This is a genomic window from Stutzerimonas stutzeri, assembly GCF_013522825.1.
Lineage (GTDB): Bacteria > Pseudomonadota > Gammaproteobacteria > Pseudomonadales > Pseudomonadaceae > Stutzerimonas > Stutzerimonas stutzeri_AK.
This window is the reverse complement of record NZ_JAAMQZ010000021.1, coordinates 34,791-57,026: the sequence shown is the minus strand read 5'-3', so window position 1 is coordinate 57,026 and position 22,236 is coordinate 34,791. Positions and strand designations below refer to the sequence as shown.

The window sequence follows — 22,236 nt, the reverse complement described above, 5'->3', positions numbered from 1 at the left end:
GATTGCGACTAAACGTCAACAGACCCTAAGGTACGAGGCAGGTTCGCATATTCGGGCAGTGCCCGAAAGCCGACGTGCGGGGCACGCCAGCCCGGTCAGTTCAGAACTTGAAGTTGACGACCTGATCGCCCTTGAGCGACAGGGTGCGCTTTTGTGTCACACCACCTGAGGTGACCTGGACCTCGTAAACACCACTGTCGAGCATCAGTGAAATGGGCGTCGAGCCCTGTGGCTGCTCATTGATCAGCACCTGATCGTTGTACTTGTTGCTGCGCACGATAAGCGAATGAGTCTTGCTGTCGCACATTTCATAGGGCACATCGAGAATCGCGCAGGCCATCATCTTCTTGGCGGTCACGTTGGCCTGGATGCTCATCTGGGCAGTGACGGTGCCATCCATGCTCATGCTTGCCTCGGAGAACTCGGTCTTGGTGCGATAGCCATACCAGCTGGGGCTGAGTTTCAGTTCCTCGACCTGATCACGGATGTCTTCGCCAAGGACCCTCTCATAGTGGTCGAGCACCCACTGCGACATCCGTCCATCGTGCTCGTAACCAGCCAGGCAGGCGGCCAGGCTCTTGGTGGTCGAGCAGCGGAACGAAACCGACTCGTTGAAATAGAGGGTCTTGTCCAGACGCCGGGCAATCGACTGGATCTTCTTGCTGTTGCGCTTGCGTACTTCGGAAGCCAGCTGCGCCTTGAGGCGCTCCACGTCCCTGGCCGCCTGGGAGAAGCTCAGCTGCTTGGCACTCAGATCCTTCTCCACCGACTGCACGCGCTGCAGCGCCGCCTGCTCTTCATCAGCACTGCGTTTGTAATCTGCAAGCAACGTATCGAGGCGCTCGCGATTGCTGCTCTGCGCGAAGAAATCTTCCAGCTCCATGCGGATCAGCTTCTTGGCATTGCTCGACTGCAGAGCGGCTGCGCTTTGTGCGCTCTTCTCGACGCGCAAGGCATCTTCAAGACGCTGCTTCTCGGCCAGGATGGCGTCGAGTTCGGCAATCTTGGCCGTCAACTGATCGGAGTGCTCGAACTGCTCGCCGCCGGCCTGGGCCGCCCTGCTCAGTGGCGCAATCTGGGGTTCGGCGCCCTTGCCCGATACGCCAGCGCTGTCAGCCTGGGAATAATCACTGCCCACCAAAAGCGCCATGACCAGTGCACCGAAGAAGCCGGCCCCCGCCAGCATCGCCTTCGCCCCAATGAACACTCTTCTCGGCTTGGAATAACTCGAAACGCCCGTATCCATAACCCATTCGTCCGTATTGTGCTTAGCGTTGATAGTTCTAATTATAAGTTTCAGGCCTATGTGGCCTTTAGCTATTAAAAGTGTGGATAATTTCAGAAAAGGCCTGACGGCACAAGGACACAAGCGACGCGGCCCGATGACGCACGCAGCGCTCAATAAACGTTGAAGCGGCGTCGCATCCACTGCAAGGCGATGAACATCCAGGGCCAGAGCAAGGCGCTAACAGGCACAGGCACCAGGAACAACAGGGTCGGCGGGCGATTGCCTGTCAGCGTATTGAGCCACAACTGCACCAGCTGCCCGATGCCGAAGATCACCATCAGCACCAGGCTCTGCTGCATCAGGGGAAACATGCGCAGACGCTGCTGCAGGCTGAGCACAAGGAAGGTGATCAGAATCAGCGGCAGTCCGTTCTGTCCCAGCAACGTGCCGGAAAGCACATCGAGCACCAGGCTGCAGACGAACGCCGCTGCCATCGCTCCCCGATGCGGCAAGGCAATCGCCCAGTACGCAATGACCATGGCCAGCCAGAGCGGGCGCCCCAGCCCGGTGCTGTACGGCATGGGGGCAATGGAAAGCAGCAGCGCGACCATCAGTGTCAGCCAGATGACCCAGCTGTTGTTCGTGCGCCCGCTGTTCATGGTCGCGACTCCGTGTTCGCCGGAGGGGTTGCCGGCGTTTCCGGCTCAGCTACGGGTGCAGCCGGATCGGGCTGTGCATGCGCTGCTTCGCGATCCGCCGTGACCTGCGCTTCGGCGGCATCCGTGGCGCGCTCCTCGGGCGTGCGCGAATCGCTGAAGACCAGCAGCAGGTAGCGACTGCGGTTGAGCATCGCCGTGGGCGTTGCGCGAACGATGGAAAATGGCTGCCCTGAGCCACGCACCACTTCAGTGACCTGGGCGACCGGATAGCCACTGGGGAAACGCTGTCCCAGGCCGGAACTGACCAGAAGGTCCCCTTCCTTGATATCGGCCGTCTCGGCGACATGGCGCAGCTCGAGATAATCGGGGCTGCCGGTGCCCACGGCAATCGCACGCAGGCCATTGCGATTGACCTGCACCGGGATGCTGTGGGTGACATCCGTAAGCAGCAGGACCCTGGCGGCGTATGGCATCACTTCGACGACCTGGCCCATCAACCCGCTGGCATCGAGCACCGGCTGGCCGACGAACACACCATCCTGTGCGCCCTTGTCGATCAGGATGCGATGCGTAAAGGGGTTGGGATCGAGGCCGATCAGCTCGCCGACGATCACCTTGTCATCGACCAGAGCGGCGGAGTTGAGCAGCTCGCGCAAACGCACGTTCTGCTCGGTCAACATGGCCAGCTTCTGCAGGCGTCGCTGCATCAGCAGCGCTTCGGCCTTGAGCTTTTCGTTTTCAGCCGCCAGGCTGGTGCTGCTGCTGAGCTGTTCGGTGGCCCGCTGCCAGGTGCGCACCGGCAGATCGGCCAGCCAGTAGAAGGGCGTCAGCACCAACCCCATCTGACTACGCACCGGCTTGAGCGTATCGAAGCGAGCATCCACCACCATCAGCACGACACAGACCACGGAAAGCACCAGCAGGCGCACTCCGAGCATGGGTCCCTTGGCAAATAGCGGTTTGATCGGCGAATCCTCGCAGTGGCAGGCTTCAACTTAACGCAACAAGCCGAGAGCAGGTCCGACCCCGCTTTCGGCTTGCACTTGGAACCTGGTGCCTGTCGCTTACTCCGTGGACAACAGATCCATGGCGTGGCGATCCATCATTTCCAGTGCCCGACCGCCGCCACGCGCAACACAGGTCAGCGGCTCTTCGGCAACGATAACCGGCAGTCCGGTTTCCTGCGACAGCAACTTGTCCAGGTCACGCAGCAGTGCGCCGCCGCCGGTCAACACCAGGCCACGCTCGGCAATGTCCGAGGCCAGCTCCGGCGGCGATTGTTCCAGCGCGCTCTTGACCGCCTGGACGATGGTCGCCAGCGACTCCTGCAGCGCTTCGAGTACTTCATTGGAATTGAGGGTGAAGCTACGCGGCACGCCCTCAGCCAGGTTGCGGCCTCGCACGTCCACTTCACGCACATCATTGCTCGGAAAGGCCGTGCCGATTTCCTGCTTGATGCGCTCGGCGGTGGATTCACCGATCAGGCTGCCGTAGTTGCGGCGCACGTAGGTGACGATGGACTCGTCGAAGCGATCACCACCGACCCGCACGGACTCGGCGTAAACCACTCCATTAAGGGAGATCAATGCGATTTCCGTGGTGCCGCCGCCAATATCGACGACCATCGAGCCACGTGCTTCATCCACCGGCAGGCCTGCGCCAATCGCGGCCGCCATGGGCTCTTCGATGAGAAAGACTTCGCGCGCACCGGCCCCCAGGGCCGATTCGCGGATGGCGCGGCGCTCCACCTGGGTGGATTTGCACGGTACGCAGATCAGCACGCGCGGGCTGGGCTGCAGAAAGCTGTTCTCGTGAACCTTGTTGATAAAGTACTGCAGCATCTTTTCACAAACGCTGAAATCGGCGATAACGCCGTCCTTCATGGGGCGAATGGCGTTGATATTGCCAGGAGTACGACCCAGCATGCGCTTGGCGTCGGTACCCACCGCCACAACGCTTTTCTGATTGCCGTGGGAGCGGATGGCAACCACGGACGGCTCATCCAGGACGATGCCCCGGTCACGCACATAAATAAGAGTATTGGCAGTGCCCAGGTCGATCGACAGATCACTGGAAAACATGCCACGCAGTTTTTTGAACATGGGAAATGGCCCTGGGGCAAACGCGTGGGGAAAAAAGTGCCGCAAACTCTAACAATGGTGCGAACGTAGGGCAAGGCGCGCGTCCACGCCTGACCGGCCAGACATGGGCGATTCGGTGAAAGGCGACTGGCACAGTGTGCAAGCGGCACACCATCAAGCCGCAGCCATGCTACCGGGAAATCCTGCGGGCATGTAACATTGTCGGCTTTTCCGGGCTTTATGCCCACTGCTGCGGCCCATCCCTGCTGCCCATGCACCGCTGATGGTTGACGCAGGTCGCATCCGATTCGCTTTGCGCTGGAGAAACCCGATGGCGATTGAACGCTCCGAGGTGGAAAAGATCGCTCACCTGGCCCGCCTGGGTCTGGCTGAGGCCGATCTGCCCCGCACCACCGAGACCCTCAACAATATCCTCGGTCTGATTGACCGCATGCAGGCTGTCGATACCCGTGGCGTCGCGCCGCTGGCTCATCCGCTGGAAACCCACCAGCGCCTGCGCGCCGATGACGTCACCGAAACCAACCAGCGCGACGCCTACCAGGCCATCGCTCCGGCTGTGGAAGACGGCCTGTACCTGGTCCCACGGGTGATCGAGTGATGAAGGACACCGACATGCATCAACTGACCCTCGCCGAGATCGCTCGCAGCCTCGCCAGCAAGCACTTCTCCTCCGAAGAGCTGACACGCAGCCTGCTGGCGCGCATCGCCCGGCTCGATCCGCAGCTCAACAGCTTCATTACCGTCACCGAAGAATTGGCGCTTGAACAAGCGAAAGCCGCCGATATCCGCCGCGCAGCGGGTGAAGCCGGCCCGCTGCTCGGCGCGCCCATCGGTCACAAGGACCTGTTCTGCACCCAGGGCATCCGCACCAGTTGCGGCTCGAAGATGCTCGACAACTTCGCCGCCCCCTACGATGCCACCGTGGTGGAAAAACTCGCCGCTGCCGGCACCGTCACCCTCGGCAAGCTGAACATGGATGAGTTCGCCATGGGCTCGGCCAACGAATCCAGTCATTACGGCCCGGTGAAGAACCCCTGGGACCTCTCCCGCGTACCGGGCGGCTCTTCCGGCGGTTCCGCCGCGGCCCTTGCTGCACGCCTGCTGCCGGCGGCCACCGGCACCGACACCGGCGGCTCGATCCGCCAGCCGGCAGCGCTGACCAACCTCACCGGCCTCAAGCCCACCTATGGTCGCGTCTCGCGCTGGGGCATGGTCGCCTACGCCTCCAGCCTCGACCAAGCCGGCCCCATGGCCCGCACCGCCGAAGACTGCGCCCTGTTGCTGTCTGCCATGGCCGGCTTCGACCCGAAAGACTCCACCAGTGTCGAACAGCCGCTGGATGACTACCTCGCCGCGCTGAGCCAGCCGCTCGCCGGCCTGCGCATCGGCCTGCCGAAGGAATACTTCGGTGCAGGTCTGGACCCGAAAATCGCCGAAGCGGTGATGGCGGTGGTCGACGAACTGAAAAAGCTCGGCGCCACGGTAAAGGACATCAGCCTGCCGAGCATGCAGCACGCGATCCCGTCCTATTATGTGATCGCACCCGCCGAGGCCAGCTCCAACCTGTCGCGCTTCGACGGCGTGCGCTTCGGCTACCGCTGCGAAAAACCGACGGACCTCAACGACCTCTACAAACGCTCGCGCGCCGAAGGTTTCGGTGACGAGGTCAAGCGCCGTATCATGGTCGGCACCTATGCGCTGTCCGCCGGCTACTACGATGCCTACTACATCAAGGCCCAGCAGATTCGCCGGCTGATCAAGAACGACTTCGTCAGCGCCTTCGACGAGGTGGACGTGATTCTCGGTCCGACCACGCCGAACCTGGCCTGGAAACTCGGCGAGAAGAATGCGGACCCGGTTTCCGCCTACCTGGAAGATATCTACACCATCACCGCCAACCTGGCCGGCATTCCCGGCCTGTCCATGCCGGCCGGCTTCATCGACGGCCTGCCGGTGGGCGTACAGTTGCTGGCACCGTACTTCCAGGAGGCGCGTCTGCTCAATATCGCGCATCAGTATCAGCAAGTCACCGACTGGCACCAGCGCGCCCCGGTCGGATTCTGAGGAGATTGAAGATGCAATGGGAAACCGTCATCGGGCTTGAGATCCACGCACAGCTCGCCACCCAGTCGAAGATCTTCTCCGGCAGCGCCACCACTTTCGGCGCCGAACCCAACACCCAGGCCAGCCTGGTCGATCTGGGCATGCCCGGCACCCTGCCGGTGCTCAATGCCGAAGCCGTACGCATGGCCTGCAAGTTCGGCCTGGCCATCGACGCCGAAATCGCCGGCCAGAACGTCTTCGCGCGCAAGAACTACTTCTACCCGGACCTGCCCAAGGGCTACCAGACCAGCCAGATGGACCACCCCATCGTCGGCAAGGGCTTCCTCGACATCACACTGGAAGACGGCACCACCAAGCGCATCGGCATCACCCGCGCGCACCTGGAAGAGGATGCCGGCAAGAGCCTGCACGAAGACTTCCACGGCATGAGCGGCATCGACCTCAACCGTGCCGGCACGCCGCTGCTGGAGATCGTTTCCGAGCCGGACATCCGCAGCGCCAAGGAGGCCGTGGCCTACGTCAAGGCCATGCACTCGCTGGTGCGCTACCTGGGCATCTGCGACGGCAACATGGCCGAAGGCTCGCTGCGCTGCGACTGCAACGTCTCGGTACGACCCAAGGGCCAGGCCGCGTTCGGCACCCGCGCCGAGATCAAGAACGTCAACTCCTTTCGCTTCATCGAAAAGGCCATCAACCACGAAGTCCAGCGCCAGATCGAGCTGATCGAGGACGGCGGCAAAGTGGTGCAGGAAACCCGCCTGTACGATCCGAACAAGGACGAGACGCGCTCCATGCGCAGCAAGGAAGAGGCCAACGACTACCGCTACTTCCCCTGCCCCGACCTGCTGCCGGTGGTGATCGAGCAGAGCTTCCTCGACGAAGTGCGCGCCAGCCTGCCGGAGCTGCCGGTGCAGAAGCGCGAGCGTTTCGAGCGCGAGTTCGGCCTGTCCGCCTACGACGCCAGCGTGCTCTCGGCCAGCCGCGAACTGGCCGACTATTTCGAACAGGTCAACGCCAGCTGCGGTGACGCCAAGCTGGCGGCCAACTGGGTGATGGGCGAGCTGTCCAGCCTGCTCAACAGGGAAGGCCTGGAAATCGAGCAGTCTCCGGTGTCAGCCGGGCAACTGGGCGGCATGATCCTGCGCATCAGGGACAACACCATCAGCGGCAAGCTCGCCAAGATGGTCTTCGAGGCCCTGGCCGCCGGCGAAGGCGCCAGCGCCGACGAGATCATCGAGAAGAAGGGCCTCAAGCAGGTCACCGACGCCGGCGCTATCGAAAAGATGCTCGACGAGGTGCTGGCCGCCAACGCCGAACAGGTCGAACAGTACCGCGCCAGTGACGAAGCCAAGCGCGGCAAGATGTTCGGTTTCTTCGTCGGCCAGGCCATGAAGGCCTCCAAGGGCAAGGCCAACCCCGGTCAGGTGAACCAACTGCTGAAGCAGAAACTCGAAGGCTAAGCTGAACGATGGCCTTCTGCGCGGCGGCACCCGCTGCAACCGCGCAGAGGACCGCAGCACGGCTTTCGGCGCCGCCGGAGCTTCACCACACCTGCCGTGGGCCGTCGCCGACTCAGCGATCGACCAACGGAAGGATTTTCATGCAACTGACACGCTTTATTACCGTCCTACTGCTTCTGGTGCTATTGGCCAGCGGTTGCGCCGAACGCCAGCCGACCCAGCCATCCAAAGCGCCACCTGCCGTGCAGGATCGCTTCAGCCAGAGCGGCAAGGCGTCCTACTATGCTCGTTTGCACCACGGCAAACGTACGGCGAGCGGCGAGATCCATGATCAGAATGCACTGGTTGCGGCTCATCGCAGCCTGCCATTCGGGACGCGAGTGCGCGTAATCAACGAGCAGAACGGCAAACAGGTAGTGGTGCGAATCAACGACCGCGGACCATTCCGCCGCGGCCGCATCATCGACGTCTCGCGCGCGGCGGCAATACAACTGGACATGCTGGACCACGGCGTGGTCCGCGTACGTATCGAAACGCTCCCATGACCGATCCTACGCTTGCCCTCACCACGGCAACATGCAGCGCGGCCTCAGCAATGACGGGAGCGTACGCATGTCCTTGGTGACCTTTGCCTACCTGATCGGCGGCCTGGTGCTATTGGTGATCGGCGCCGAAGCGCTGGTGCGTGGCGCCGCCAGACTGGCCGGCCGTTTCGGCATTCCACCGTTGATCATCGGACTGACGGTGGTCGCCTTTGGCACCAGCGCACCGGAAACAGCCGTCAGCGTGCAGGCTTCACTCGGCGGCAGCGGTGATATCGCAGTAGGCAACGTGATCGGCAGCAACATTGCCAATATTCTGCTGATCCTCGGCCTGTCCGCTCTGATCGCACCGCTGGTGGTGTCCCGGCAGCTGATACGCCTGGATGTTCCGGTGATGATCGGCGCCGGCCTGCTCTGCTATGGGCTGGCCTTCAATGGCAGCATCAGTCGGCTGGACGGTATCCTGCTGCTCGCCTGCCTGATCGGCTATACCCTGTTTCTGGTGGCCGCCGGCAAAAGAGAAAGGCAGGCCCCCGAGAACGACGAGTTCGCCGCAGAGTTCGGCCCTGCCGATGGCGAAAAGCCGTTTGCCTGGGTGTTCCAGCTGTTGTTGATCCTGCTGGGCCTCGGCATGCTGGTGGGCGGCTCGAACCTGCTGATCGAAGGCGCCGTCGGCCTGGCCCGGGCACTGGGCCTCTCGGAGCTGGTCATCGGCCTTACGGTGGTGGCAGTCGGCACCTCGATGCCGGAGCTGGCGACTTCGGTGCTGGCCGTGATCAAAGGGGAGCGCGACATTGCCGTGGGCAACGTGGTCGGTAGCTGCATCTTCAATCTATTACTCGTCCTGGGCGCCGGCGCTGCAGTATCCGCGGAAGGGCTGTCCATTTCGCCCAATGCCCTGTCGTTCGATTTCCCGGTAATGCTGGCTGTGTTCGTCGCCTGCCTGCCGATTTTCTTCTCCGGCTACTGCATTCGCCGCTGGGAGGGCCTGCTGTTCTTCGCCTATTACATCGCCTATACGTTCTACCTGGTGATGTTCGCAACAGGCCTCGGCGCTATCGATCTGCTGCGCGATGCGATGCTCTGGTTCGCTTTCCCCTTGACGACCGTCACGCTTTTGGTGATCTTCCTGCGCGCCTGGCGACGCCAGCGCTAACCCTCTCTCTTTCTCTATCCTTGCGGAGCGCCACATCGTGACCCTGATGACTTTCGTCTACCTTCTAGCCGGCCTGGTGCTGCTCGTTGCCGGTGCGGAGGTACTGGTGCGCGGTGCCGCCAAACTCGCGGCCCAGTTCGGCATTTCACCGCTGGTCATCGGCCTGACCGTGGTCGCCTTCGGCACCAGCGCGCCGGAAACCGCCGTCAGCGTGCAGGCCGCCCTGAACGGCAGTGGCGATATCGCCATCGGCAACGTGGTCGGCAGCAACATCGCCAACGTGCTGCTGATTCTCGGTCTGACCGCGCTGGTCGCGCCGCTGGTAGTGTCGCGCCAGCTGATCCGCCTCGACGTGCCGATCATGATCGGCGCCAGCCTGGTCACCTTCGGCCTGGCCTGGGATGGCGAGCTCAGCCGTATCGATGGCACCATCCTGTTCAGCGCAGTGGTGATCTACACGCTGTTCCTGGTCATCAGCAGCCGCCGCGAGAACGCAGCCGATGCCGATGACGAGTTCGCCAAGGAGTTCGGTCTCGACGAGCCGGCCAAACCCCATGCCGGGCTTATCAATGCCGGCCTGGTGATCGCCGGCCTGGTGCTGCTGGTCGTGGGTTCCAACTTTCTGGTCGAGGGTGCCGTCGCGCTGGCGCGTGCGCTCGGCTTGTCGGAACTGGTCATCGGCCTCACCGTAATCGCCATCGGCACTTCACTGCCGGAGCTGGCCACTTCGATCATGGCGGCCTTGCGCGGCGAGCGTGACATCGCAGTGGGCAACATCGTCGGCAGCAACATCTTCAACCTGCTCTGCGTGCTGGGCCTCGCCTCGCTCGTCTCGCCGCAGGCAATTGCCGTGTCGTCCAATGCACTGGCCTTCGACTTCCCGGTGATGATCGCAGTGGCCGTGGCCTGTCTGCCGATCTTCTTTGCCGGCTATACCATCAATCGCTGGGAAGGCCTGCTGCTTCTCGCCTATTACATCGCCTACACGCTGTATCTGGTGATGAGCAGCACCGGACGACCATTTGCCGAAACCTTCGGCGACGCGATACTCGGCTATGCCCTGCCGCTGACCGCCATCACCCTGATCGTCATCGCCGGGCGGGCCTGGAAAAGGCAATAGTTTTCAAAGCCAGCCCAACCCGCTCAGCAACAGCAAACCCGCATTGATGGTGAGCGCCGAAAACAGCGTGGTGATCACGATGATGGTCGCCGCCAGGCGGTAGTTGGAGTTGACCGCGCGCGCCATGACGAAACTCGCCGCCGCCGTGGGGCTGGCGAAGTAAAGGAAGAGGATGCCCAGCTCGGCTCCGCGAAACCCCCACAGCCAGGCACCGAGCGTGGCCAGTAGCGGCAACCAGATCATCTTCATCAGGCTGGCACTGATCGCCGTGCCACTGCTTTCCCGTAGCGCGCTCAGCGACAGGGTCCCACCGATGCAGATCAGCGCCAGCGGCAGGCTCAACTGGGCAAAATAGCCCGCTGAGGTCAGCAGCCAGTCCGGTAGCGTCACCTGCCAATAAGCAAAGGGAATCGCCGTCGCCACACCGATAATCAAGGGATTGCGCAGAATGCTCAGGCACACCGAGCGCAGGCTGCTGTTGCCGCCGGGGCTGTAGATGGCCAGCACGACCACCGAGAGCGTGTTGTAGATGATGATCACCACGCCGGCGAGCACGCTGCCCAGCGACAGTCCGTAATCGCCATACAGGCTGCTCGCCAGTGCCAGCCCAACGATGCCGTTGTTGCCGCGAAATGCCCCCTGCACATACACGCCACGATCGGCCTGCGGGCAACGCCACAACGCCCAGACCCAGGCGAGTGCGAAGCTGGCGATATTGGCCAGCACGAAATAGCCGATCAGCGCCGGCTGCAATGCAGCGCTGAGGTCGGCCTGAAGAATCGACAGAAACAGCAGCGTCGGCATGCACCCCTTGAACACCAGCGTCGAGGCGCTGCCGATAAAGGCGCTGTCGATCCAGCCGATACGCCTGAGCACGACGCCGAGGAAGAGCATTGCGAATACCGGAGCGGTAACGCTCAGCGTCTGAACGACAAGGGAAGGCATGGATGGGCTCGGAGTGTGGGAGGCTGAAAGTCGCTCGTCGGGTTGGTAAAGCCTAACCCGACCTACACAGCGCAGAGCCCGCTTTCGTAGGTCGAATTAGCCGCAGGCGTAATCCGACGATCAGAAGACCGGAGATCGCTCGTCGGGTTGGTGAAGCGTAATCCGACCTGCAAAGGCATAACCCGACGATCAGGCTAGCGTCTTACAGGCCTTTTCTGCAGCTTACGCTGCAGGGTACGCCGATGCATGCCCAGCGCACGGGCGGTGGCGGAAATATTGCCGTCATGCTCGCCCAGCACGCGCTGGATGTGTTCCCACTGCAGGCGATCCACCGACATCGGGTTCTCCGGGACCAGCGTGTCCAGATCGGCATGCCGAGAGAGCAATGCAGCCAGAACATCATCGGCATCGGCGGGCTTGCACAGGTAGTTGCAGGCACCACGTTTGATGGCTTCGACCGCCGTGGCGATACTCGAATAGCCGGTCAGGATCAGCACCTTCATTTCCGGGTCCAGTTCCAGCAGCTTGGGCAGCAGCACCAGCCCCGAGTCACCTTCCATCTTGAGGTCCAGCACCGCGTAATCGGGCGTTTCCTGCCGGGCCATCTCCAGTCCTTCCTCTGCCGAACCGGCGATGCTGACGTGCAACCCCCGACGACTCATGGCACGCGCCATGACACGGGTAAAGGTCGGGTCATCATCCACCAGCAGCAGATGGGGCTGATCTTCGCCGTCGTGCTGCAGCTCTTCGGTCATCTATGCATTCCTCGCGATTGGGTCACGTCAGTGATCAGGCCCGTACCGAGCCGTGCGGCAGCCTCAATTCGGTCAGCGCGCCGCCATCTTCGTGATTGTAGAGTTTCACAGTCCCGCCGGCACGTGTCACGCTCGCCTGACTGAGAAATAGTCCCAGACCGAACCCCTTGCCCTTGGTGGTGATGAATGGCCTGCCGATCTGCTCGGCGATCGCCAGCGGCACGCCCGCGCCGTGGTCACGAATGGTCAGCGTGATCCATTGCGCGTCCCAATCCAGGCGGATATCCAGGTCGTCCGGGCTGGCATCGGTGGCATTGTTCAGCAGATTGAGCAGTGACTGTCCCAGGTCTGCAGGTGGCATCAGCCGTGGCGGGCTGCCCTTGCCCAGGCACTGGAAGCGATAGGTCGCCTCCGGTCGCATCAGGTGCCAGCGCTGCATCACCGACTCCACCCATTCACGGGCATTCTGCTCGACGATGGCCTGGCGACGATCCGCCTCGGCGGCGCGCACCAGCTGGCGCAGGCTTTCCTTGCACAGCTGAACCTGGGATTGCAGCAGCGCCAGATCTTCATTCAATGGTTGCGGCTGCTGGTATTCCTGGCGCAGCTCCTTGAGCAGCACGCTCATGGTCGCCAGCGGCGTACCCAGCTCATGAGCGGCCCCGGCAGCCTGGGTCGCCACGGCCAGCAACTGCTGGTCACGCATGCTTTCCTCGCGGCGCTGGGCCTGGAGCTGTTCCTGGCGCCGCAACTGTTCGGCCATGCGCGCGACGAAAAAGGTGATCAGCGCAGCGGCCAGCGCGAAGCTCAGCCACATGCCGTAGACCAGCAACGTGGTGCGATCGACCGGCGGCACGATGACAGGGTCGTACCAGGCCAGCATCAGCGTATACCCGGCCAGCGCCAGGCCAGAGAGGACGATCGAATACAGCCACGGCAAGGTCGCCGCAGCGATGGTCAGCGGCACCAGATAATAGGACACGAACGGATTGGTCGAGCCGCCCGAATAATACAGCAGGGCACTGTGAATCAGCAGGTCGGCCGCCAGATGAAAAGCGTACTCCTGCTCGGTCACAGGCCAGGGGCCTCGTAGCCGCAGCGCGGTCACCAGACAGATCAGGCCCGAAATGGCCAGCGTCACCCCCAGATGCAGCCATGGCAGCGCAACCAGTTGTGTGGCATAGGCAAGGCCCACCGCCCCGGCTTGGGCGGCAAGCACAAGGATGCGAATCAGGGTGAGCAGACGAAGATTCTGCCGGCTTGCCGACAGCAGTTGAACGGATGCGTACATGGGGTCTCCAATCGATTCGCGAGTATAACCAAGCGCCCCGTAAGGCACCCTGTCTGCGGCAATGAGACGCATGGAAAATCTGCGCAACCATTCACAACGGGATAAAGTCACAAGCCCGCATCCCGGTGCACACCTATTCAGGAGCCGTCATGTCTGCCTCTTTTGCCCGTCCAGTCGCTTTACTGGCCTGCCTGGCCTGCCTCCCGGTCGTCGCCGACGACCAGCGCTACAACCAGATATCCCTGCGCGCCGAAGCCACCAGCGAAGTGGCCCACGACCGTATGCATGTCACGCTCTACAGCGAAGCCCAGCATCAGGACCCGGCGCAACTCGCCGCCCAGACCACCCAAGTGATGAACCGGGCGCTGCAACGTGCCCGCCAGTCCAAGGGTGTCCTCGTCAACCAGGGCAGCCGTAGCAGCTATCCGGTCTACGAGGAAAAAGGCCAGCAGATCACCGCCTGGCGCGAACGAGCCGAACTGCGTCTTGAGAGCGGTGACTTCGCCGCCCTTTCCAAGCTCACCGGCGAGTTGATGCAGGACCTGAAGATGGGCAGCATGCACTTCAGCGTCTCCGACGCGATCCGCAAACAGAACGAAGATGCCCTGCTCAAGGATGCCATCGCTGCATTTCGCGCCAGAGCACAACTGGCCACCGAAGCACTGGGCGGCAGCGACTACCGGATCGTCAATCTCAACCTCGGCAGTGGCGGCGGTTATCAGCCAGTGATGCGCGCCATGGCGATGAAGAGCATGGATGCCATGGCGACACCGGAAATCGAGGCTGGCACTCGCCAGGTCAGCGTCAATGCCGACGGCGTCATCGAAGTGCTGATGCCATAACAAGTAAAAGCCGATAAAAGCGCTGGAGGCTGAACAGCTGGACGAACAAGCGAATCATACGGCCAAGGCTTTTGTAGGCTGGATTAGCCGAAGGCGTAATCCGACGTTCGCGCGGGTCAGCTGCAAGAGCTGCTTGCTCGGCTCAGGCTGTTGCCATTGCACTTACAACACCTTGTCACACCTAGATACAATTACTGGAACTCTTGCGCGCCGGGCTTTTCAGCCCGACCGCATGAGCAAATAGCCATCTTGGTAAATCTTTTGTAAGGAATTCCTATTCGCGAATAACTATCATGCGCGCCGGAATGATTCTCAACAAAAAGGATCCGCGCATGTACGTCCCTTCCACCCGTTCGGCACTGGCCATCGCTCTTATCGGCTGCAGCCTGCCCGTTCTCGCTGAAACCAATCCGGTAAACCTGGACACGATGGTTGTCAGTGCTTCCGGTTTCGAGCAGAAGATCACCGACGCTCCGGCGAGCATCAGTGTGATCACTCAGGAAGATCTGCAGCAGAAGCGTTTTGGTAACCTGGCGCAAGCGCTGGAAGATGTGGAAGGCATCGACGTACGCCAGGGTGCAGGCAAGACCGGTGGATTGAACATCAGCATTCGTGGCTTGCCCAGCGAGTACACCCTGATACTCATCGACGGACGCCGACAAAACACTGCCGGTAATGTCACGCCAAACGGTTTCAATGAAACCTCTACCAGTTTCATGCCGCCGATGTCGGCCATCGAGCGTATCGAAGTGATCCGTGGCCCGATGTCCACGCTCTACGGTTCCGATGCCATGGGTGGCGTGGTCAATATCATTACCAAGAAGGTCGCCGAGGAATGGGGCGGCTCGCTGAGTCTTGACCATACCTATCAGGACAACCGCGACTATGGCGATGCCAGCAAGGCCAGCCTTTACGCCAGCGGTCCGCTGATCGATGGCCTGCTGGGGTTGGCAGTACGCGGTAGCATTTACGACCGTAGCGAGACAGACCTGAGCTTCGATAACGACACCACTGTCAGCAAACGCGGCGCAGCACCCGTTGAAGGGCGCAACACCAACTTCGGCACTCGATTGACGCTGACCCCCCATGAAGATCACGATTTTTCCCTTGATTTCGAGCGCGGTCGGCAGGTCTATAACAATGATGACTGCCAGCTCGGAACCCTGGATGGGAAGTCTGGTGGCAATGCCATCGGCGGTTGCACCGTAGATGCACCGGCGACTATCAATGGCTACAAGGACGAGCTGCGTTTCGAACGCGATCAGTTCGCCTTGACGCATACCGGACGTCTCGGTTTCGGCACACTGGACAGCACTCTTACCCACAACACCACCGAAACTCTAGGACGTACTATTCCCGGTACTCTAGGCACCCCCTATAGCGGTTACCCAAGCATCGTGGGAGGCAATGACCGCAAGCTGAAATCTACCGATCTGATATTCGACACCAAGCTGGTCGCGCCTGTCGGCGAATCACATATCGCCACCATCGGCGCCCAATATTGGGATGCGGAGGTCGAGGATGGCATTGCAGCCGAAAAATTCCAGCAGACCTCATGGGCTCTGTTCATCGAAGACGAGTGGCGTCTACGCGATGACCTGGCCTTGACCCTGGGCGCCCGTTACGAAGATCACGAAGCCTTCGGCGGTCATATCAGCCCACGCGCCTATCTGGTCTGGAATACCAACGAAAGCTGGACGCTCAAGGGCGGAGTAAGCCGAGGCTACAAAACACCGACCCTCAATCAATTGCATGGCGGTATCAACGGTGTAAGCGGCCAGGGCCGCACCATAACCATCGGCAGTCCGGACCTGGACCCGGAAATCACCACCAACACCGAGTTCGGGGCCTACTACGACAATCTGGCAGGCTTCAGCGCCAACGCCACGCTGTTCCACACCAAGTTCAAGGACAAGATCGACAGCGGCACCCCTCTGCCCAACTGTAATTATCCAACGAACCCCAACCAGCCTGGCTGCGTGGATCTTGGTAGCAGTTTCCTGCAGGAAAACTTCGCCCAGAACGTGAATATCGGCGAAGCGGAAACCCAGGGCATAGAACTGGCAGGCCGCTGGCAATTCGCACCTGCCTGGTCGCTCTCGGGCAACTACACCTACACCGACAGCGAACAGAAAAGTGGGGATGACAAGGGAGCTCCTCTGACCAACACTCCGAAACACATGGCACATGCCAGCCTCAACTGGGAAGCGACCGATCGCCTGAACCTGTGGTTCAAAGGGGAATACCGAGGTGAGCGAGCACGCTTCAATCAACGCTACACGACTCTGACCACGGTAAATCAGGATCTCATGGATCAGGTCGGAGATCTCAAAGCCTATGAAGTGTTCCACCTGGGCGGCTCATTCCGCGCCTCAGAGAACGTAACGCTCAACGCCACCATCTACAACCTGTTCGACAAGGACTTCCTCGACGGAGAAAGCTACACCTCCGGCTCCACTACCGGCTGGGCTTCGTACTACACACAAACAGCCCAGTCGACCACCGGCACCCTGGAAGAAGGCCGTCGCTTCTGGCTCTCCGCCAACATCACCTTCTGATTCAGCGATGCAATATGGCCAGGCCGGAGTTCTCTCCGGCCTGGCCATATCTGCATCAGGCCGCCATGCGACAAAGACGCGAATGTATGCTGTTTGTAAATCCTTAACATTCAGTCCGAAAGCCTCTTAGAATCCAGTCACCAACCGTACTCAAGGACAATCATGCAACTCTGGCTCGGCACCCTGCGCCAATGGCACTGGATCAGCTCTGCGCTGTGCCTGGTGGGCATGTTGTTGTTTGCGGTGACCGGAATCACGCTCAACCACGCCGCGCAGATCGAAGCCAAACCGAAGATCATCGAGCATACGGCTTCATTGCCCGAATCCCTGCAACAACAGTTGTTGAGCGATCAACCAGGTGTGGGGCTGCCAAACGATTTGCGCGGCTGGCTCGAACAGGAGCTGGGCATCGACCTTGCTGGCCGTGATGCGGAATGGAGCGATGGCGAGCTGTATGTCGCCCTGCCCCGTCCGGGTGGCGACGCCTGGTTGAGCCTGGTACTGGAAACCGGCGAACTCGAATACGAGTCCACCGACCGTGGCTGGATTTCCTACCTCAACGACCTGCACAAGGGCCGCAATACCGGCACGGCCTGGAGCTGGTTCATCGATATTTTCGCCGCAGCCTGCGTGGTCTTCAGCCTCACCGGGTTGTTGCTGCTGCAACGGCATGCGGGTGGTCGACCGACGACCTGGCCACTGGTCGGGGCCGGGCTGGTGATTCCGCTGTTACTGGCGCTGCTGTTCATTCATTAAGGATGTGTCATGCGTAAACGCTTGTTGTTACCCCTTGCGCTGCTCAGCGCGCCGCTGATGGCGGCCGATATGCAGATCGATGTGGAAATCCCGCGTCTGCAGGTTGCCGAATACCACCGCCCGTACGTGGCCATCTGGCTGGAAAAGCCGGACCAAAGCCATGTCGCCGACCTGACGGTCTGGTACGACCTGAAGCTGAAAGACAAGGAAGGCGAGAAATGGCTCAAGGACCTGCGCCAGTGGTGGCGTCGCAGTGGCCGCAGCCTGGAAATGCCGGTTGACGGCGTCTCGGCGGCAACCCGCGCAGTGGGCACCCACCAGTTGAACTACAAGGGCAGCGACGCACCGCTCAAGGCATTGGCAGACGGCGATTACAACCTGGTGGTGGAGGCCGTGCGTGAAGTGGGTGGCCGCGAGCTGCTGCGCGTGCCCTTCACCTGGCCGCAGGCTTCGACAGCCAGCGCCCAGGGTGCCACCGAGCTGGGCACCATCACCCTTACCATCAAACCCTGATCAAGGAAGCCACATATGAACCGCATGCTGAAATGGACCGCCCTGGCTTTGGCCGTAACCCTGCCATTGTCCGCCCAGGCCCACCGTGCCTGGATGCTGCCCTCCTCCACTGTGCTGTCCGGTGAAGAGCCCTGGATCACCGTGGATGCCGCCGTATCCAACGACCTGTTCTACTTCGAGCACTTCCCGCTGCAACTGGAAGGTATCGGCAAGCCCCTGCAAATGCCTGCCCGCACGCCCCAGGCTGCCCAAGGCGACAAGCCGGCCACCCCCGCGCCGGCACCGATGCGCCGCCCGGCCAACAAGCTGGTCATCCTCGCGCCGGACGGCAGCGAAGTGGACGCACAGAACGGCGCTGTCGGTCGCTATCGCAGCACCTTCGATGTGCATCTGACCCAGAAGGGCACCTACAAGCTGGCGGTGGCCAGCAGCGGCCTGATGGCCACCTGGAAGGAAGGCGAAGAGCGCCGCCGCTGGATGGGCAAGGCCGAGGAACTGAAGCAGGCCATCCCGGCCAATGCCAGTGAGCTGCAGGTCATCCAGCGCAACAGCCGCATGGAAACCTTCGTCACCGCCGGCAACCCCACCGACAAGGTTTTGGCCCCCACCAACCAGGGCCTGGAACTGGTGCCGGTCACCCATCCCAATGACCTGTTCGCCGGCGAGGCAGCAGAGTTCACCTTCCTGCTCGACGGCAAGCCGGCCAAGGACGTGGAAATCAGCGTGGTGCCCGGCGGCAACCGCTACCGCGACGAGACCGGCGATTTCACCGTCAAGACCGACGCTGAGGGCAAGGTCGCCATCACCTGGCCGACACCGGGCATGTACTGGCTGGAAGCCGAGCTGAGCACTACCGAAGGCGTTGCCAAGCCGGTCACCGAGCGCCGCGCCGTGTACAGCGCCACCCTGGAAGTGCAGGCGCCCTGAGGCCAAGCGTCTCACAGCAATCGCCCCCAGCGGGGGCCGGCTTGCCGGCCCCTCGCCACTTCTGACACCAGCGCGGGACTCGCCCCTTGAAGTCGCTCCCTCTGCTCGCCGGCCTGGTTCTGGCCATTCTTCTGTTCTGGCTAGAACCGCCCCGCCTGGTTTCCGCCTTCCTTGTTCTGCTTGTCTGGCTGGTTCTGTGCCTTTACAGCTGGCTCAACTGGCGAAGCGGTCGCGTGCCTGCCGCCAGCGCGAACAGCCTGCCGGTCGCCTATGCCAGCCAGGGCGGCCAGGCCCGCGACATTGCCGAGCGCAGCGCCGCGCAGCTCACCCAGGCTGGCCGGCCGGCTCATGCGTTGCCGCTGGAGAAGCTTGATCTGGGCGAACTACCGCCGCGCCTGCTGCTGATCGCCAGCACCTACGGTGACGGCGAAGCCCCCGAGCATGTCGCACGCTTTGCCCGCCGCCTGGAGCAGCCGGGGCTGGACCTGCATGCCGTGGAATACGCCCTGCTCGGCCTCGGTGATCGCCAGTACGCCCACTTTTGCGCCTTCGCCCAACACCTGGACCACGCGCTGCGCGCACGCGGAGCAAGCGCACTGTTCGACCGTCTGGAAGCCGATGCCCTGGACCCGGCTGTGCTGCGCCGCTGGCAACAGCAACTTGGCCAGCTCGCCGGTCATGCCGAGTTCAGCGACTGGCTGCCGGCTGACTACCAGCCGTGGACGCTGGCCGCACGCAAGCAGCTGAACCCCGGTAGCCAGGGCGCGCCGCTGTATCACTTGCAATTGCTGCCGCCGGCTGGCGACGTCCAGTGGCAGGCCGGCGATATCGCCGAAATCGGCCCACGGCAAACCCCCGAGCAGGTCGCCGCCCTGCTTGATGCACTGCAACTGCGAAGCGCTACAGAGCTTGCCGATGGCCGCACCCTGGCGGACGAACTGAGCCGTCGCCAACTGCCGGAAGAGCCGAGCGGCCTGCGCGGACTCACCCCACAACAACTGCTGGAGCAGTTGCCGCGTCTGGCGCACCGCGACTACTCCATCGCCTCGCTGGCCGAGGACGGCCATCTGGAGCTGCTGGTACGCCTGCAACAGCACGCCGACGGTAGCCTGGGGCTCGGCTCCGGATGGCTCTGCGCGCATGCAGCACCCACTGCCTGCATCGACCTGCGCATCCGCGCCAACCCTGGCTTCCGCTTGCCGCAGCATGCCGGCCCACTGATCCTGATCGGCAACGGCAGTGGTCTGGCCGGCCTGCGCGCGCACCTGCGTGAGCGCGAACGACTCGGCCAGCACGGCCATTGGCTACTGTTTGGCGAACGCAATGCAGCCCATGATTTCCTGCTGCGCGATGAGCTGGAACGCTGGCAGCACAGCGGCCACCTGGCGCGGCTGGACTTGGCCTTTTCCCGCGATCAGGCCGCCCCCGTCTACGTCCAGCACCTGCTGCGTGATGCCGCCGAAGACCTGCGCAGCTGGCTTGCTCGCGGCGCCACCCTGCTGGTCTGCGGCAGCCTGCAGGGCATGGGCCGCGAGGTGGACGCCCTGCTCCACGGCCTGCTCGGCGAAGACGAGGTGGAGCGGCTGCGTGAAGCCGGTCGCTATCGCCGGGATGTCTACTGAGGCACTGATCTCGGCTATGTCCTCATTGGTTGTTGATAGATCGATTTGGCTTGCGTAGAAGATTCTATGTCTATGACGACCTCACATCGCGGCACGGACTCGTAGGGTGGAACCGCCGAAGGCGTTTCCACCGTTTACCACGAACCGGGGCAACTGGCGGTCCTATACCAACGCACACCAGCGCAGGGTCCTGCCCTTGCCTTCTGCGCTCACTCGGCCTCGCCCATCGCCTGCGGCGACCCGGATGACGCCTTCGGCTAATCCAGGCTACGGTTTGGTAGCGTTAACGCATACAAAGCCAATTCCTCAGCCCTGCGGAGCGACGAAGCCGCCGCCGAGGGTCTTGTACAGGCTCACCTGGTTGAGCAGTTGCGATGAGGTGTTCTGCAGAAAAGTATCGCGCGCAGAGAACAGCGTCTGCTGCGCACTGAGCACAGTCAGCAAGTCACTAGCCCCGGCGCGATACTGGATTTGCGCCAGCTCGAAAGTGCGCTCCGCATTGACCAGCACCTGGCGCTGGCTGGCGTACTGCAGCTGCCCTTCGCGCACGGTGACCAGCGCATCCTCGACTTCCTTGAGCGCCGTCAGAATGCTCTGTCGGTAACCGGCGACCAGCTCCACGTAGCGCTCTTCGCTCAAATCCACCTGTCCGCGCAGGGCGCCGCCACGGAAGATCGGCTGCAGCAGCGAAGCGCCGATGCTGGTTGCCAGATCTGCCGAACTCAGCCCGGAAAGGGCCGCATCCTGCAGACTGGCCGAAGCGCTCAGGGAGATGCTGGGGAACAAGGCAGCACGCGCCACACCGATATTGACGTTGGCCGCGCGCAGCTGGGTTTCGGCACGGCGCAGGTCTGGCCGGCGCAACAGCAGCTCGGATGGCAGCCCGGTAGCAACCGGGTCCGGCAGCAACAGTTCATCCAGAGAGCCGGCCCGGATACGTGCGGCGATCCCCTGCGGGGCTTCGCCCAGCAGCAGCGCCAGCGCCGTTTCAGCGGTGGCCACCTGCTGACGCAAGCCCGGCAGTGCTGCCCGGCGCTGCTCGACCAGGGTCTGCTGCTGCACGCGATCCAGCTCGCTGCCGGCGCCCAGACGCACCTTGGCATCCACCATGCTCATCACCTGCTCGGCAACGCGCAGGTTCTCCTCGGCCAGGCGCAGCCGTTCACGCAACTCCAGCACCTTGAAGTAGCTGGTGGCCACCGAGGCATCCACCGTCAGTGCCACGCTGTCGCGCTCGTAGGCGCTGGCCTGGGCATTCAGTTCGCTGCTGGCCAGGGCGTCACGATTGCGCCCCCAGACATCCAGCTCGTAACTGGCCGATAGCCCGGCGCTGTAGCGGGTCGCGCTCGTGCCACTCTCGATATCCGAACGATTGCCGCCCAGATTGCCGTTCAGTATCGGTAGCAGGGATGCCCCGGCGATGCGCGCCTGGATGTCCGCCTGGCGCACCCGGCTCATGGCCGTGGCCAGGTCGAGGTTGCCATCCTGGGCCTGGCGGACAAGGCGATCCAGCTCGCCACTGCCGAACAGTGTCCACCAGTCTGGTGTCAGCGGCAGGCCCTGCTCCAGCTCGGCATTCCACTGGGCCGGCAGGCCGAGCGCGGGTTCTTCGTATACCGGCGCCAGGCTGCAGCCGGCCAGCAGAATGGCCGAAGCCAGCAGGGAAAGCAGCGGTTTGTGCATGGTGATCATCCTG

General features: G+C 62.3%; 20 protein-coding genes. 12 read left to right on the top strand and 8 right to left on the bottom strand.

What is annotated here, in order from left to right:
* Positions 1 to 100 precede the first annotated feature (100 nt).
* The 4 genes from G7020_RS14270 to mreB all read right to left on the bottom strand — a co-directional run bounded on the left by G7020_RS14270 (position 101) and on the right by mreB (position 3,989).
* Positions 101 to 1,246 carry a PEGA domain-containing protein gene (locus G7020_RS14270; protein WP_181085547.1) on the bottom strand — a complete coding sequence of 382 codons (1,146 nt, stop codon included), beginning with the start codon at positions 1,244 to 1,246 and terminating at the stop codon, positions 101 to 103.
* Positions 1,247 to 1,398: 152 nt separating this feature from the next.
* Entirely contained in the window at positions 1,399 to 1,887 is a 489-nt protein-coding gene (gene mreD / locus G7020_RS14265; protein WP_181085545.1) for a rod shape-determining protein MreD, read from the bottom strand.
* Positions 1,884 to 2,852: a rod shape-determining protein MreC gene (gene mreC, locus G7020_RS14260; RefSeq protein WP_336509721.1), complete on the bottom strand. Its 969-nt coding sequence runs from the start codon at positions 2,850 to 2,852 to the stop codon at positions 1,884 to 1,886. Before mreC ends, mreD begins: the two co-directional genes overlap by 4 nt.
* Before the next feature lie 99 nt (positions 2,853 to 2,951).
* Positions 2,952 to 3,989 carry a rod shape-determining protein MreB gene (mreB, locus tag G7020_RS14255; RefSeq protein ID WP_014851637.1) on the bottom strand — a complete coding sequence of 346 codons (1,038 nt, stop codon included), beginning with the start codon at positions 3,987 to 3,989 and terminating at the stop codon, positions 2,952 to 2,954.
* A gap of 310 nt (positions 3,990 to 4,299) precedes the next feature.
* On the opposite strand from mreB, the gene gatC reads away from it, so the two are divergent.
* The 6 genes from gatC to G7020_RS14225 all read left to right on the top strand — a co-directional run bounded on the left by gatC (position 4,300) and on the right by G7020_RS14225 (position 10,331).
* Positions 4,300 to 4,587 carry an Asp-tRNA(Asn)/Glu-tRNA(Gln) amidotransferase subunit GatC gene (gene gatC, locus G7020_RS14250; RefSeq protein ID WP_181085541.1) on the top strand — a complete coding sequence of 96 codons (288 nt, stop codon included), beginning with the start codon at positions 4,300 to 4,302 and terminating at the stop codon, positions 4,585 to 4,587.
* Between the two features lie 14 nt (positions 4,588 to 4,601).
* A complete protein-coding gene (gene gatA / locus G7020_RS14245) occupies positions 4,602 to 6,053 on the top strand; it encodes an Asp-tRNA(Asn)/Glu-tRNA(Gln) amidotransferase subunit GatA (protein WP_181085539.1) in 1,452 nt (483 codons plus the stop codon).
* A gap of 11 nt (positions 6,054 to 6,064) precedes the next feature.
* A complete protein-coding gene (gene gatB, locus G7020_RS14240; RefSeq protein WP_181085537.1) occupies positions 6,065 to 7,513 on the top strand; it encodes an Asp-tRNA(Asn)/Glu-tRNA(Gln) amidotransferase subunit GatB in 1,449 nt (482 codons plus the stop codon).
* Positions 7,514 to 7,653: 140 nt separating this feature from the next.
* The gene (locus G7020_RS14235) at positions 7,654 to 8,058 is read left to right on the top strand and encodes a septal ring lytic transglycosylase RlpA family protein (protein ID WP_181085535.1); all 405 of its coding nucleotides are present in this window, start codon (positions 7,654 to 7,656) and stop codon (positions 8,056 to 8,058) included.
* Between the two features lie 67 nt (positions 8,059 to 8,125).
* On the top strand, positions 8,126 to 9,211 hold the full coding sequence (locus tag G7020_RS14230) for a calcium/sodium antiporter (RefSeq protein WP_181085533.1): 1,086 nt from the start codon (positions 8,126 to 8,128) through the stop codon (positions 9,209 to 9,211).
* A gap of 37 nt (positions 9,212 to 9,248) precedes the next feature.
* Positions 9,249 to 10,331 (top strand): calcium/sodium antiporter, encoded by a 1,083-nt coding sequence (locus G7020_RS14225; protein ID WP_181085522.1) that lies wholly within the window; start codon positions 9,249 to 9,251, stop codon positions 10,329 to 10,331.
* A gap of 3 nt (positions 10,332 to 10,334) precedes the next feature.
* Here G7020_RS14225 and G7020_RS14220 read toward each other — a convergent pair whose 3' ends face one another.
* The 3 genes from G7020_RS14220 to G7020_RS14210 all read right to left on the bottom strand — a co-directional run bounded on the left by G7020_RS14220 (position 10,335) and on the right by G7020_RS14210 (position 13,322).
* Positions 10,335 to 11,276 carry an AEC family transporter gene (locus G7020_RS14220; protein WP_181085514.1) on the bottom strand — a complete coding sequence of 314 codons (942 nt, stop codon included), beginning with the start codon at positions 11,274 to 11,276 and terminating at the stop codon, positions 10,335 to 10,337.
* Between the two features lie 194 nt (positions 11,277 to 11,470).
* Complete coding sequence (locus tag G7020_RS14215) at positions 11,471 to 12,031, bottom strand: response regulator transcription factor (protein ID WP_181085512.1); 561 nt, start codon at positions 12,029 to 12,031, stop codon at positions 11,471 to 11,473.
* Between the two features lie 34 nt (positions 12,032 to 12,065).
* A complete protein-coding gene (locus G7020_RS14210) occupies positions 12,066 to 13,322 on the bottom strand; it encodes an ATP-binding protein (protein ID WP_181085510.1) in 1,257 nt (418 codons plus the stop codon).
* Between the two features lie 149 nt (positions 13,323 to 13,471).
* Between G7020_RS14210 and G7020_RS14205 the strand changes: the two genes are divergently transcribed.
* The 6 genes from G7020_RS14205 to G7020_RS14180 all read left to right on the top strand — a co-directional run bounded on the left by G7020_RS14205 (position 13,472) and on the right by G7020_RS14180 (position 20,540).
* Positions 13,472 to 14,164 carry an SIMPL domain-containing protein gene (locus tag G7020_RS14205; RefSeq protein WP_181085508.1) on the top strand — a complete coding sequence of 231 codons (693 nt, stop codon included), beginning with the start codon at positions 13,472 to 13,474 and terminating at the stop codon, positions 14,162 to 14,164.
* 332 nt (positions 14,165 to 14,496) lie between these two features.
* Positions 14,497 to 16,722, top strand: a complete 2,226-nt coding sequence (locus tag G7020_RS14200) for a TonB-dependent receptor domain-containing protein (RefSeq protein WP_181085505.1) — start codon at positions 14,497 to 14,499, stop codon at positions 16,720 to 16,722.
* A gap of 162 nt (positions 16,723 to 16,884) precedes the next feature.
* Positions 16,885 to 17,478 (top strand): PepSY-associated TM helix domain-containing protein, encoded by a 594-nt coding sequence (locus G7020_RS14195; RefSeq protein WP_181085503.1) that lies wholly within the window; start codon positions 16,885 to 16,887, stop codon positions 17,476 to 17,478.
* Between the two features lie 9 nt (positions 17,479 to 17,487).
* Entirely contained in the window at positions 17,488 to 17,991 is a 504-nt protein-coding gene (locus G7020_RS14190) for a DUF2271 domain-containing protein (RefSeq protein WP_181085501.1), read from the top strand.
* Between the two features lie 15 nt (positions 17,992 to 18,006).
* Positions 18,007 to 18,918: a DUF4198 domain-containing protein gene (locus G7020_RS14185; RefSeq protein WP_181085499.1), complete on the top strand. Its 912-nt coding sequence runs from the start codon at positions 18,007 to 18,009 to the stop codon at positions 18,916 to 18,918.
* Positions 18,919 to 19,004: 86 nt separating this feature from the next.
* Complete coding sequence (locus tag G7020_RS14180; RefSeq protein ID WP_181085497.1) at positions 19,005 to 20,540, top strand: sulfite reductase subunit alpha; 1,536 nt, start codon at positions 19,005 to 19,007, stop codon at positions 20,538 to 20,540.
* 306 nt (positions 20,541 to 20,846) lie between these two features.
* On the opposite strand, the gene G7020_RS14175 is transcribed toward G7020_RS14180, so the two are convergent.
* On the bottom strand, positions 20,847 to 22,223 hold the full coding sequence (locus G7020_RS14175) for an efflux transporter outer membrane subunit (RefSeq protein ID WP_181085495.1): 1,377 nt from the start codon (positions 22,221 to 22,223) through the stop codon (positions 20,847 to 20,849).
* Positions 22,224 to 22,236 lie beyond the last annotated feature (13 nt).